Here is a 12032-nt window from a genome sequence, read left to right as displayed (position 1 = left end):
AGTACGCCGAACACCGGGGACAATGGACACGTGCATGAAGAGACCCTCCGCTCCGTGGTCGTGCTCGGCTCCACCGGTTCTGTCGGCACCCAGGCCCTCGACGTCATCGCCGCCAACCCCGGCGGCTTCAAGGTCGCCGCGCTGGCGGCCGGTGGCGGAAAGGTCGAGCTGCTGGCGCGCCAGGCGGCGGAGTTCGGGGTCGAGGCCGTGGCGGTGGCCGACCCCGCGGCCGTGCCCGCGCTGAAGGAGGCGCTGGCCGCCCTCGGCGCCCGGCCGGTCGTGCTCGGCGGCCACGAGGGGGTCGCGCAGGCCGCGGGCTGGCCGTGCGACATGGTGCTCAACGGCATCACCGGCGCGCTCGGGCTGACCTCCACCCTCGTCGCGCTCGAAGCCGGCCGCACGCTCGCGCTGGCCAACAAGGAGTCGCTGATCATCGGCGGGCCGCTGGTGAAACGGCTGGCCAAACCCGGTCAGATCCTCCCGGTCGACTCCGAGCACTCGGCCCTGCAGCAGTCCCTGTGGGCCGCGGGGCCTTCAGGCTACGACTCCTCGGCCGTCAAGCAGCTCGTGATCACCGCCAGCGGCGGGCCGTTCAGGGGCATGCGGCGCGAGGAGATGGCCGACGTCACGCCCGAGATGGCGCTGGCGCACCCCACCTGGTCCATGGGGCCGGCCATCACGATCAACTCCGCCACCCTGGTCAACAAGGGGCTGGAGGTGATCGAGGCGCACCTGCTGTTCGACCTCGGCTTCGACCGCATCGAGGTGGTCGTGCACCCGCAGTCGGTCATCCACTCCATGGTCGAATACGTCGACGGCTCGACCATGGCCCAGGCCAGCCCGCCCGACATGCGGCTGCCGATCGCGCTCGCGCTCGGCCACCCCAGGCGCATCCCGGGCGCCGCGCGGGCCATCGACTGGACCAAGGCCCACACCTGGACCTTCGAGCCCCTCGACGACGTGGCCTTCCCCTCGGTCGCGCTCGCCCGGCACGTCGGCGGCGCGGGCGGCACCGCGCCCGCCGTCTACAACGCCGCCAACGAGGCGTGCCTCGACGCGTTCATGCGCGGCGGGCTGCCGTTCCTGGCCATCGTCGACACCGTGGCCAAGGTCGTCGAGGAGCACGAGGTGACCCCCGCCGACTCCGTCGAAGAGGTGCTGGCGGCCGACGCCTGGGCTCGCGCCCGTGCGGCCGAACTCACAACCGGGCAGTCCCGCTAGCTACCTAAACTGGAAAGCGTCGTCACAGTAAGGGTTGAAATGACTTCTGTAGCTCTCGGCATCCCGACGGTGCGCCCCAAGCCGCTCGCCGAACGCCGCCACTCCCGGCAGATCATGGTCGGCAGCGTGCCCGTGGGCGGCGACGCCCCCGTGTCGGTGCAGTCGATGACGACGACGGTGACCGCCGACGTCAACGCCACCCTGCAGCAGATCGCCGAGCTCACCGCGTCCGGCTGCCAGATCGTCCGCGTCGCCGTCCCGTCCCAGGACGACGCCGACGCGCTGCCCATCATCGCCAAGAAGTCGCAGATCCCCGTGATCGCCGACATCCACTTCCAGCCGAAGTACGTCTTCGCCGCCATCGACGCGGGCTGCGCGGCCGTCCGGGTCAACCCGGGCAACATCAAGAAGTTCGACGACAAGGTCGGCGAGATCGCCCGCGCGGCGTCCGACGCCGGCGTCCCGATCCGCATCGGCGTCAACGCCGGCTCCCTCGACCCGCGCCTGCTGCAGAAGTACGGCAAGGCCACGCCCGAGGCGCTGGTGGAGTCGGCGCTGTGGGAGTGCTCGCTGTTCGAGGAGCACGGCTTCCGCGACATCAAGATCTCGGTCAAGCACAACGACCCGGTCGTGATGATCAACGCCTACCGCCTGCTGGCCGCCGAGTGCGACTACCCGCTCCACCTCGGCGTCACCGAGGCCGGCCCGGCCTTCCAGGGCACCATCAAGTCGGCCGTCGCGTTCGGCGCCCTGCTCGCCGAGGGCATCGGCGACACCATCCGGGTCTCCCTCTCGGCCCCTCCGGTGGAGGAGGTCAAGGTCGGCAACCAGATCCTGGAGTCGCTCGGGCTGCGCGAGCGCGGCCTGGAGATCGTCTCCTGCCCGTCGTGCGGGCGGGCGCAGGTCGACGTCTACACCCTCGCCGACCAGGTCCAGGCGGGCCTTGAGGGCCTGAAGGTGCCGCTGCGGGTGGCCGTCATGGGCTGCGTCGTCAACGGCCCGGGCGAGGCCCGTGAGGCCGACCTCGGGGTGGCCTCCGGCAACGGCAAGGGCCAGATCTTCGTCAAGGGCGAGGTCATCAAGACGGTGCCGGAGTCGCAGATCGTCGAGACGCTGATCGAGGAGGCACTGCGCCTGGCCGACGAGATGGGCGTCGAGGTCGACCTCGACGACGACTCCGGCCCCACGGTCACCGTCGGCTGAGCGCAGGTGCCTCGGCTCCGGGTCAGAGGTGGGGGAGGGTGTAGGCGGGGTCGGCGAACGCGCCGCCCTGGGGTGGGTCGCCGGTGAAGTGGGCGGCCACTCCCGGGATGCGGTCGGCGAAGGCTTCGGCGTCGTCACGGGGGTGGTAGCCGAGGCGGTCGTCCAGCTCCCAGTAGCGGCGCGTGTTGGCCGACACCGCGTAGGGGGTGGCGAAGGTGAGGCCCGGCGTGGTCAGCGCGGCCCAGACGAAGCCGGCGCAGTCGCGCGGGCTGAGCCAGGTGGCCAGATGGCGGGGCTCGCCGGGCTCCGGCTCCAGGCTGCCGATGCGCAGGCACACCACCTCCAGACCGAACTTGTCGGCGTAGAGGCGGCCCAGTGCCTCCATCGCGACCTTGCTCACCCCGTAGAGGCCGTCGGGGCGCGGTGGCATGCCGGGGGAGACGGTCACACTCGCCGGGTAGCAGCCGGTCAGGCGGTTGCTGCTGGCCAGCACCACACGCCTGACGCCGGTGCGGCGTGCCGCCTCCAGCACGTGGTGGGTGCCCGTCACGTTGGCGTCGAGCAGGTCGGGCAGCGGGGCCTCGTCGGGCACGCCGGACAGATGGACGATCGCGTCGGCTCCGGGCAGCAGGGCCGCCACGTCGCCGGGTCCGGTCAGCTCGGCCTGATGGACCTCCTCGTTGGCGCCCGCGGCGGACAGCGGCACGCGGTCGACCGAGATCAGCCGGCGCAGGCGGCGGCGTAGCGGCTCGCGTAGCACGGACCCGACCGCGCCGGCGGCCCCGGTGAGAAGGACGGTCTGCATGGTCATGGGGTGAGTCTGGCAGTGGCCACCGACCATCTCCAACGTCGCTCGTTGTCATTGATCGATTACAGATTGGCAAGCTTTTCGCCATACCCGGAACCGTTCCAGGCCGCTCGCGGGAGCATCGCTAGGCCTATGACAAGGGAGGGGGCCGGGTGAAGCGGGTAGCTGGGGTTGTCGCCGGGATGGCGGTGCTCATGGCCGGGATGGCCGGCGCGGACGGTGCGGCGGTGGCCGAGGGGGGAGCGGCGGCGGCCGGCCGGCCGGCGGCGGCGGTGGTCTGGGGGGCCTGTCCCAAGGTGGCCGGCAAGACGGCGTCGGCGGAGCTCGAATGCGGCACCGTACGCGTGCCGCTCGACCACCGCCAGCCCAGGGGCCAGTCGATCAAGATCGCGGTCAACCGGATCAAGGCCAAGGTGGCGCGGGACGCCAACCACCTGGGCACGCTGCTGATCAACCCGGGCGGGCCCGGCTCTCCTGGGCGGGAACTGACCGAGTTCGTGGCGACGTCCCTGCCCGCCGACGTGGCCGAACGGTACGACGTCGTCGGGTTCGACCCGCGCGGCGTCGGCGGCAGCGAGCCGGCCGTGCACTGCGTGGACCCGGACACGTACTACAAGGCCCCGAGGCCCGACGCGGTGCCGCACGGGCAGGCCGAGGAGCGGGCGCTGCTGCGCCGGGCCGCCGAGTACGCCACCGCGTGCGGCAACCGCTGGTCCTGGCTGCTGCCCCACCTGACCACCGAGAACTCCGCCAGGGACATGGACGTCATCAGGGCCGCCCTGGGCGAGGAGAAGATCAGCTACCTCGGCTACTCGTACGGCACCTACCTGGGCGGCGTCTACGCCACCCTCTTCCCGAACCGGGTCAAGCGCCTGGTGATGGACAGCATCGTCGACCCCACGGCCGTCTGGTACGAGTCCAACCTCAGGCAGGACCGCTCCTTCGAGCACCGCCACCGCCAGTTCCTGGCCTGGACCGCCAAGCACCACGGCGTCTACAAGCTGGGCGTCACCGCGAAGCAGACCGCGTTCGCCTACTACGCCATGCGCGACCGGCTCCGCTCCCGGCCCGCCGGCGGGGTCGTGGGGCCGAGCGAGCTCGACGACACGTTCACGGTGGCCGGCTACAGCGACAAGGTGTGGCCCGTGTTCGCCCAGGCCTGGTCCGCGTACGTGCGCAGGGGCGAGGTCAAGGGCCTGACCGAGATCTACGAGCGGCACGGCAGGAACGACGCCTCGGACGAGAACGGCTACGCCGTCTACCTGGGCGTCCAGTGCCGCGACGCGCAGTGGCCGCGCCAGTGGGCGACCTGGCGGACCGACATGGCCGCGCTGCACCAGCAGGCGCCGTTCCTGACCTGGCCGAACGCCTGGTTCAACGCCCCCTGCGCGTTCTGGCCGGTCAGGGGCGGCACGCCGGTGCAGGTGCACGACTCGCCGAAGCTGCCGCCGATCCTGATGCTGCAGTCCAGGCACGACGCGGCCACCCCGTACCGGGGCGCGCAGCGGATGGCGGCGCTCTTCCCGCGCTCGCGCATGGTGCTGGAGGGCGGCGGCAACCACGGCGTCTCGCTGTCGGGCAACGCGTGCGTGGACGGGCACCTGGCGGCGTACCTGAGGGACGGCACCCTGCCGGCGCGGGGCGCGCGGTGCGCCGCGTCGGCCGAGCCCCGTCCGGCCGAGCGCATGACGTCGGAGGAGCCGAGGAGGCACGCGTTGCTCGGCATCCTGGGCGCGCTGGACAAGCTGGGCGGAGCCTGACGTCAAGAAAGGGTTACCGTCGGCAGTTCCAGATGAGCCATTCGGTGACCCTTCGCGTAGTCTGACCGTGTGATGCTGCGTACATCGGCGTCGCGCGTGCTCGACGACAACGACCGGGACGAAGTTCTCGCGCTGCTGGACTCCGACCCGGTCGCCAACGTCTTCGTCTCCTCCCGAGTGCGGGCCGTCGGACTCAACCCGGCGAGACTCGGCGGACAGATGTGGGGATTCGGGCCGCGCGGTGGCCTCGTGTCACTCTGTTACGCCGGGGCCAACATGGTGCCGGTCAACGCCGGTCCCGAAGCCGTGCACGCCTTCGCCGACCGCGCGCGCAAACAGGGCCGGCGGTGCTCGTCGATCGTGGGCCCCGCCGACGCCGTCTCGCTGCTCTGGGAGCGGCTGGAGCCGCACTGGGGGCGGGCGCGGGCGATCCGCTGGGCACAACCGGTCATGGCGATCTCGCACAGGTCGCCGGTGCCGCCCGACCCGCTGGTGCGCAGGGTGCGGCCGGACGAGTTCGACATCCTGCTGCCGGCCTGCGTGGCCATGTTCACGGAGGAAGTCGGGGTCTCGCCCAACCTCGGTGACGGCGGCGCGCTCTACCGCACGCGGGTGGCCGAGCTGATCAGGATCGGGCGCTCCTACGCGCGCGTCGAGGACGGGCGGGTCGTGTTCAAGGCCGAGGTGGGGGCGGTCACGCCGCACGCCTGCCAGATCCAAGGGGTCTGGGTGGCGCCCGAGCTACGGGGCAAGGGCCACGCGGTGGCCGGCATGGCCGCCGTGGTCGACGCCGCGATGAGCTGCTTCGCGCCCATCGTCACGCTCTACGTCAACGACTACAACCACGCGGCGCGCTCGGTCTACCGCAAAGTGGGCTTCCGCGAGGTCGACACCTTCATGTCCGTGCTCTTCTAGACGCCCCCGGAGGTACGCGGTCAGCCGGGGACGCGCAGGACGAGCAGGGCCACGTCGTCGTCGTTGTCGGCCGGGCGGACACTCGCCAGGAACCGGTCGCAGAAGGCGGTCAGCGGCTGCCCGATCAGGTCCGCGGCGTGCGTGCTCAACCGGTCCAGGCCGTCGTCGAGCGCGTGGCTGGGCGACTCGATCAGGCCGTCGGTGTAGAAGAGCACGGTGGAGCCCGGCGCCAGCGGGACCACGGCGTCCTCGCGGGGGAGGCGGTGGCCGGTGCCCAGCAGCAGCCCGCTCGCGGCCTCCAGAAAGAGGGCCCGCCCGTCGCTCTCGACCAGCAGCGGCGGCGGATGGCCGGCGTTCGTCCAGCGCAGCTGCCAGCCTCCGTTCGCGTGCTCCACGCGGGCGAAGACGACGGTGGCCATCGTCGGCTCCGCCATGCGGGCCACCGCCTGGTCGAGCCGGTCGAGGACCATGCTGGGCGGCTCCTCCAGCTCTCCCGCGTACGCGCGCAGCATGTTGCAGACCTGCGCCATGCCGGCGGCGGCGTCGAGGTCGTGGCCGACCACGTCGCCGATCACCAGCCCGGCGGTGCCGTCGGACATGACGAAGGCGTCGTACCAGTCGCCGCCGACCTGCGAGGCGTCAGGGGCGGGCACGTAGCAGGCGCGCATCTCCAGCCCGGGCACGGTGGGCAGCTGGGGCAGCAGGTGGCGCTGCATGGTCTCGGCGACCCGCCGCTGCCGCTCGTACAGGCGCGCGTTGTCCAGCGCCAGCCCGGCCCGGCGGGCGATGTCCTCGGTCAGCAGCATGTCGTCGGTGGTGAACGGCTCGGTCCGCTCGGAGCGGCCGAGGGTGACCGCGCCGACCACTTCGCGCACGCCGCGGATCGGGGCGATGCACGCGGACCGGATGCCGGTCACCTCCATCAGATGCTGCTGGACGGCGGTGACGGCGGAGTCGGGGCGGCCCTCGTAGTCCTCAGGACCCACCAGCGCGGCGGCGACCCCGCGCAGCGCCCGTGCCAGGGGCATCGGCGACTCCCGCACCAGGGGCGGCAGCGGCTCCTCCAGCTCGGCCCGGTGGGTCAGGGTGCCGTTCTCGAAGTGGACCACGACCGCGCGGGAGACCGATCCCTCCTCGGTGAACAGGTCGATCACCACCCAGTCCGCCAGCAGCGGCACCACCAGCCGCACGAGCTGGCGCAGGGTCTCGTCGACGTCGAGGCTGGAGGTCAGCGTCGTGGTCGTCTCGGCGAGCAGGGCCAGCCGGTCGCGCTCCGACATCGGCTCGTGGACGGGGGACGGCTGCCACAGCTCGGTCGTGTCCGAGCCGGCCTCGTGGAAGATCACCAGGGCGGTGGTCGGGGAGTCGGCGTCGCCCCGGCACGGGGTGACCAGCCAGGAGATCCGCATCAGGGTGCCGTCCCCGCGCTCCAGCCACTGCTCCGCGCCCTGCGCGCTGCCGCCCGTGAGAAGGGGGACCCTCATCTCGCAGCGGCTGCGGGGCAGCGGCTGACCGCGCTCGCCGCGGTGCAGCATGTCGTGGGCGTCGCGGCCGAGCAGCTCCTCCGCGCCGCGCCGGAGCAACTGCTCGGCCCGCGGGTTGACCTGCATGATGCGGCCGCGGTCGTCCACCACGTAGGCCCCCGCGTCGACGAGGTCACGCAACTCGAAGGAGCGTTTGCCGCCCATGGTGAGGAACCGCTCGGCGTCTCCGGACGGCACGCTCATGGCCGGTTCTCCCTTCCCTCCTTTGCGCCTTCTACCCAACGATCTCCCATGTCACCGCAGGTGGGTGGTTCGAGCGGTGTCTCCCCAGGGAGCGGCGGTACGGCGTCAGACCCGGACGAGTTTGTCGAACAGGCGGGCCAGCTCGGTGTCCGGGTCGGCGGTCAGCCCCGCGTGCACCGGGCCGGCCTGGACGATCGTGCTGCGCGGGGCGGTCAGCCAGCGGAACCTGCCCCCGGGCGACTCGGCGGCCAGGGCGCCCGCCTCCTCGCCGCAGGCCAGCTCGTACGCGCTGAGCGCCCGGCGCACCCCCTCGACGTCGGCATGGGGGTCGAGGGCCCGCAGCCGCGCCGGGTCCAGCGCCACCCGGGCGCACAGGTAGCCGCGCGGCTGACAGTAGAGCAGCACCCCGGCGTTGATCAGCTCGCCCCGCTCGACCTTGGGCATCACACGGATCACCGCGTACTCGTAGACGTCCCTGCTCACCGGTCGCCGCCTCCCCGCCAGAACTCGCCGACCGATCCAGGGCCCGCCGTGCGGCCCCGCTCCTGCCCGCCGGTGACAAGCCAGCCGCCAGGACCGTGGGCCCGCAGCAGCAGATGGTCGACGTACGCCGCGCGTACCTCGTCCGGGGAGCCGAAACCCGGCTCGCCGGCCAGCCACTCGTCCGGCACCAGCGCCGTCACGTCCGCCAGCAGCTCGCGGGTGATCTTCCCGGCCAGCTCGGCGCCCGCCGCGCCCACGTCGCCCGCGAAGGGGGCGAGCACGTGATCGCCCGCGTCGAACGGCCGCTGGGGGTCGGCGGTGCGCCAGTTGTGGTGGAACCACAGCGCGGCGCCATGGTCGATCAGCCAGGTCTCGTGGTGCCAGACGAGCAGGTTGGGGTTGCGCCAGCTGCGGTCGATGTTGTGGATCAGGCCGTCGAACCAGATCACCCTGGCCGCGAACGCCGGATCGGCCACCCAGCCCAGCGGCTCGAACCCGAGCGCGCCGGGCAGGAAGTCCACCGCCAGGTTGAGCCCGGTGCTGGCCTTGAGCAGGTCCTGGACCTCCTCGTCCGGCTCCCTGGCGCCCAGTTGCGGATCGAGGTCGATGAGCTTGAGCTCGGGCGTGCGCAGCCCCAGCCGGCGGCCCAGCTCGGCCGCGATGATCTCGGCGACGAGCACCCTGCGGCCCTGGCCGGCCTCGCGGAACTTCACCACGTACGTGCCGAGGTCGTCGGCCTCGACGACGCCGGGCAGCGACCCGCCCTCCCGCAGTGGAGTCACGTAACGGGTGGCTGTGATCTTTTCCAGCACGAGACGAGGCTATCGTCCCTTGAGCGGCGCTCCGTCCGGTGGCCAGGGCCGTCCGAAGCGGCCGCCTATTCGTGGGCGGGCTGGTCGTCGAACGCGCGGGCCAGCGCCACGATCCGCTCCAGGGCCGCCGCGTGCCGGCGGAACGCCTCCCGCCCCTCGGGGGTGAGCCGCACGTACGTACGCCGTGCGCGCCTGTCCTGACCTTTGCGCACCACCACGTAACCGGCGCCGGCCAGGGCGGAGACCTGCTTGGACAGGGCCGAGTCGCTGGTGCCGACGGAGTCGCGCAGGAAGCCGAAGTCCACCCAGTCGGCCGGGGCCAGCGCCGCCACGACCGACAGCCGGGCCGGCACGTGCAGGAACTCGTCGAACTGAGGGTCCATCAGCGGCGCCCGCTGTCCTGCCGCACGATCGAGCGCATGACCCACCGGTTCAAGGGGGTGGCGGCGACGTAGGCGACGGCGGTCAGCACCGCGCCCGCCATGGCCTGCGACCACAGGCCGTGCGCCGGCAGGCCGAGGATGGCGAAGCCGAGGATCCGTCCGACGGAGAAGACCACCATCATCACGGCCAGCACCGCCGTGTGGTAGGTCAGCTCACGCGTGGTCGGCCGCCGCTGGACCGAGGCGCGGTACTCGTAGAGCACGCCGACGCCCGCGTACAGGACGAAGCCGAGCGCGAGGCCGGCGAACGTCCACGGCCGGCCGAGGTCGATCACCGCGAGGGTGAGGAAGAGCCCGAGCGCGACGCCGAGCACGCGGGGCGTCGCGTAGGCGCGGCGGACGATCTCGTCTCTGGTGGCGTCCTGGAGCCGGTTGATGTCGGCGAGCGCGGTCCGGGCGTCGTGCGGGTTCAAGGGGCACCCCTCGGGGTCGGCAGTACTACTTTCCTATGAGGAAAGTACCATCTGCTTTCCTCATAGGAAAGTCGTCAGCCCCCGGACCTCACATCTTCGCGATGACCTCCTCGGCGAAGCGCTCCATGGTGGCGATCTTGAGTTCGAGGGTGCCCTCGCCGTACCGCGCCTTCTCCTCCGGGGTGGCCAGCCACCACGGCGCGGCCATCGTCCCCGTCACGCCCTTGTCGGCGAAGCGGCGGTAGGTCTCCGCCTCCGGCAGCACCGCCAGCGGCGCGATGATCTCGAAGCCCTCCATGCTCCTGCCGTTGGCGTCGAGCCGGCCGCGCAGGTCCGCGAGGACGGTGTCGAACTGCTCCTCGGTGTAGATGCGGTTGCCGATCCAGCCGTCGCCGAGCCGGGCCGCGCGCCGCAGCGCCGCCTCGCTGTCGCCGCCCACGTACACGGGGATGGGGGCGGTGGGGGTGGGCGAGATCGACAGCGGCGGCAGGCCGTCCACGGTGACCGTCTCGCCCGACCAGAGCGAGCGCAGGACCGGCAGCATCGCGTCCAGGCGCTTGCCGCGCGTGTGGAAGTCCTGGCCGGTGCCGACGAACTCCTCCTTGCACCAGCCCACGCCGACGCCGAACGTCACCCGGTCGCGCGACAGCACCGCCGCCGTCGAGACCAGCTTGGCCACGGTGAACAGGTCGCGGGCGGGCGCGATGTAGACGTTGGGGGAGAAGCGCAGGGTGCTGGTGACCGCCGCCATGGCGCCGATCGTGACCCAGACGTCCGGCCAGTGCGTACGCGCGTCCCAGCGCGGCCGGCCGGACTTCGAGTAGGGGTACGGCGAGGCGAAGTCGGCGTAGAAGAGGTGGTCGGAGAGCGTCAGCGTGTCGAACCCGCACCGCTCCGCGGCCCGCGCCAGCTCGACGAACTGGTCGCTGTCGGCGAAGGAGGCGCCCAGCCAGAATCTCATCGGAACTCCGGGGCGACCTTGGTGGCGAACAGTTCCAGGTTGCGCTTGACGGTGTCGAGGGGGAGCACGCCCTGCTGGCCCTGCATGTAGAGGCCGAACCACTCCAGGTCCGGCATCCGGTCCAGCATGCGTTGGATGCCGCGTTTGACGTCGTCGGGGGTGCCGAACAGGGCCATCTCGACGTCGTTCATGCGCTTGGCGTCGCCCTTCTCCGGGGAGATGGGCTTGTGCTTCTCGTCCTCCTTCTTGCGCAGCACCTCCAGGTAGCCGAACGGGCCGAAGAAGGCGGCGAAGTCCTTCGGGATGCTGCGGCCGAAGGTGTTGATGGCCTCCTCGGTGGTGTCCGCGATCCCGACGATCTTCAGGATGCCGGTGTGCTCGCCCAGCCGGTAGTGGCGGCCCTGCTTGGCCGACTCCTCCTGGTAGAGCTTGGCCTTGGCGGCGTGGTCGTCGGGGTTGGGGGTGAACATCCACGGCAGGATGTCCTCCTGCGCCGCCCTGATGACCGACCGGTCCGAGATCGTGAACGGCTGCCACAGCTCGGGGTGGGGGTTCTGGTACGGCCGCGGGCAGACCGACACCGCCTGGACCTTGCCGTCCTCGTCGAGCTCGCCCGGGGCGCCGAAGGTCCTGGTCCACTCCTGGGCGGGCCAGCCCTCGATGCCGTCGTACGGATAGGGCACCTGGTAGTCGAGCACGTCCGACTTGTAGCGGAGCGTCTCCTCGGTCCACGCCAGCTTCATGATCTTCAGCACTTCGCCGAAGACGTCGAAGTTGCGGGTGTCGCTGGCCGAGCCGTCGGAACGGGCGGCGGCGGCCTGCCAGCGCTGGCCCAGGACGTTCATCCAGCGGTTCTGGTAGCCACGCGCCACGCCCAGCCGCAGCCGTCCCTTGCTGAACTGGTCCAGCAGGGCCACGTCCTCGGCCGCCCTGATGGGGTCCCAGGCGGGCAGCACGAGTCCGAGCGGCGCGAGCAGGATGCGCTCGGTCCTGGCCGCCAGGTCGGTGAGGAACATCAACGGGTTGACCGAGAACTCCATCCCCTCGGAGTGGAAATGGTGCTCGGTCATCATGAGCGCGTCGAACCCGACCTGGTCGGCGTGGACGGCTATCTCCCGTACCTCGTGCAGCAGCCTCTGGTACGACTCCGTGTCGCGCCCGATCGGGCGCTTGGCCCTGGCGTTCTCCTCGGCTGCGTACCCAGAGCCTGGAATTTGCGGATTCAGGAAGATAGAAAACTTCACCGGGGACCTCTTTCCGCGGGATGGTCTTCTGCAAGGTACTCT

At 71.5% G+C, this 12032-nt stretch carries 12 protein-coding genes; 4 read left to right on the top strand and 8 right to left on the bottom strand.

Annotation, left to right across the window (positions count from 1 at the left end):
- Positions 1 to 30 precede the first annotated feature (30 nt).
- Positions 31 to 1221, top strand: coding sequence for a 1-deoxy-D-xylulose-5-phosphate reductoisomerase (gene dxr, locus OIE67_RS36470; protein ID WP_326629081.1), 1191 nt, complete (start codon positions 31 to 33; stop codon positions 1219 to 1221).
- Positions 1222 to 1260: 39 nt separating this feature from the next.
- On the top strand, positions 1261 to 2424 hold the full coding sequence (ispG, locus tag OIE67_RS36465) for a flavodoxin-dependent (E)-4-hydroxy-3-methylbut-2-enyl-diphosphate synthase (RefSeq protein WP_106234960.1): 1164 nt from the start codon (positions 1261 to 1263) through the stop codon (positions 2422 to 2424).
- 22 nt (positions 2425 to 2446) lie between these two features.
- Here the strand turns inward: ispG and OIE67_RS36460 are convergent, their stop codons facing one another.
- On the bottom strand, positions 2447 to 3235 hold the full coding sequence (locus OIE67_RS36460; protein WP_326629077.1) for an NAD-dependent epimerase/dehydratase family protein: 789 nt from the start codon (positions 3233 to 3235) through the stop codon (positions 2447 to 2449).
- Positions 3236 to 3384: 149 nt separating this feature from the next.
- Here OIE67_RS36460 and OIE67_RS36455 point away from each other — a divergent pair, with 149 nt between their 5' ends.
- Together OIE67_RS36455 and OIE67_RS36450 are read left to right on the top strand one after the other, a co-directional pair.
- Positions 3385 to 4992 (top strand): alpha/beta hydrolase, encoded by a 1608-nt coding sequence (locus OIE67_RS36455; protein ID WP_326629075.1) that lies wholly within the window; start codon positions 3385 to 3387, stop codon positions 4990 to 4992.
- Positions 4993 to 5064: 72 nt separating this feature from the next.
- On the top strand, positions 5065 to 5907 hold the full coding sequence (locus tag OIE67_RS36450; RefSeq protein WP_326645569.1) for a GNAT family N-acetyltransferase: 843 nt from the start codon (positions 5065 to 5067) through the stop codon (positions 5905 to 5907).
- Between the two features lie 20 nt (positions 5908 to 5927).
- On the opposite strand, the gene OIE67_RS36445 is transcribed toward OIE67_RS36450, so the two are convergent.
- The 7 genes from OIE67_RS36445 to OIE67_RS36415 form a co-directional block, all read right to left on the bottom strand.
- Complete coding sequence (locus tag OIE67_RS36445) at positions 5928 to 7634, bottom strand: SpoIIE family protein phosphatase (protein WP_326629073.1); 1707 nt, start codon at positions 7632 to 7634, stop codon at positions 5928 to 5930.
- A 105-nt stretch (positions 7635 to 7739) separates the two neighbouring features.
- Entirely contained in the window at positions 7740 to 8117 is a 378-nt protein-coding gene (locus OIE67_RS36440; protein WP_106234966.1) for a DUF3037 domain-containing protein, read from the bottom strand.
- A complete protein-coding gene (locus OIE67_RS36435) occupies positions 8114 to 8929 on the bottom strand; it encodes a HipA family kinase (protein ID WP_326629070.1) in 816 nt (271 codons plus the stop codon). The genes OIE67_RS36440 and OIE67_RS36435 overlap by 4 nt, the downstream gene beginning before the upstream one ends.
- 65 nt (positions 8930 to 8994) lie before the next feature.
- Positions 8995 to 9312: a winged helix-turn-helix domain-containing protein gene (locus OIE67_RS36430; protein ID WP_326629069.1), complete on the bottom strand. Its 318-nt coding sequence runs from the start codon at positions 9310 to 9312 to the stop codon at positions 8995 to 8997.
- Entirely contained in the window at positions 9312 to 9785 is a 474-nt protein-coding gene (locus tag OIE67_RS36425; protein WP_326629067.1) for a hypothetical protein, read from the bottom strand. The genes OIE67_RS36430 and OIE67_RS36425 overlap by 1 nt, the downstream gene beginning before the upstream one ends.
- An 88-nt stretch (positions 9786 to 9873) precedes the next feature.
- Positions 9874 to 10746 carry a TIGR03619 family F420-dependent LLM class oxidoreductase gene (locus OIE67_RS36420; RefSeq protein WP_326629065.1) on the bottom strand — a complete coding sequence of 291 codons (873 nt, stop codon included), beginning with the start codon at positions 10744 to 10746 and terminating at the stop codon, positions 9874 to 9876.
- Positions 10743 to 11990, bottom strand: coding sequence for an LLM class flavin-dependent oxidoreductase (locus OIE67_RS36415; protein WP_326629064.1), 1248 nt, complete (start codon positions 11988 to 11990; stop codon positions 10743 to 10745). The genes OIE67_RS36420 and OIE67_RS36415 overlap by 4 nt, the downstream gene beginning before the upstream one ends.
- Between the last annotated feature and the right edge of the window lie 42 nt (positions 11991 to 12032).

This window comes from Nonomuraea fuscirosea (assembly GCF_035917475.1).
Lineage (GTDB): Bacteria > Actinomycetota > Actinomycetes > Streptosporangiales > Streptosporangiaceae > Nonomuraea > Nonomuraea fuscirosea.
This window is presented reverse-complemented; position numbering and strand designations above follow the sequence as displayed.

Excerpts from the sequence above, each read along its gene's own strand:
- ispG (WP_106234960.1), top strand. The coding sequence starts at position 1,261 with ATGACTTCTGTAGCTCTCGGCATCCCGACGGTGCGCCCCAAGCCGCTC.
- OIE67_RS36460 (WP_326629077.1), bottom strand. The coding sequence starts at position 3,235 with ATGACCATGCAGACCGTCCTTCTCACCGGGGCCGCCGGCGCGGTCGGG.
- OIE67_RS36450 (WP_326645569.1), top strand. The coding sequence starts at position 5,065 with ATGCTGCGTACATCGGCGTCGCGCGTGCTCGACGACAACGACCGGGAC.
- OIE67_RS36445 (WP_326629073.1), bottom strand. The coding sequence starts at position 7,634 with ATGAGCGTGCCGTCCGGAGACGCCGAGCGGTTCCTCACCATGGGCGGC.
- OIE67_RS36430 (WP_326629069.1), bottom strand. The coding sequence starts at position 9,312 with ATGGACCCTCAGTTCGACGAGTTCCTGCACGTGCCGGCCCGGCTGTCG.
- OIE67_RS36420 (WP_326629065.1), bottom strand. The coding sequence starts at position 10,746 with ATGAGATTCTGGCTGGGCGCCTCCTTCGCCGACAGCGACCAGTTCGTC.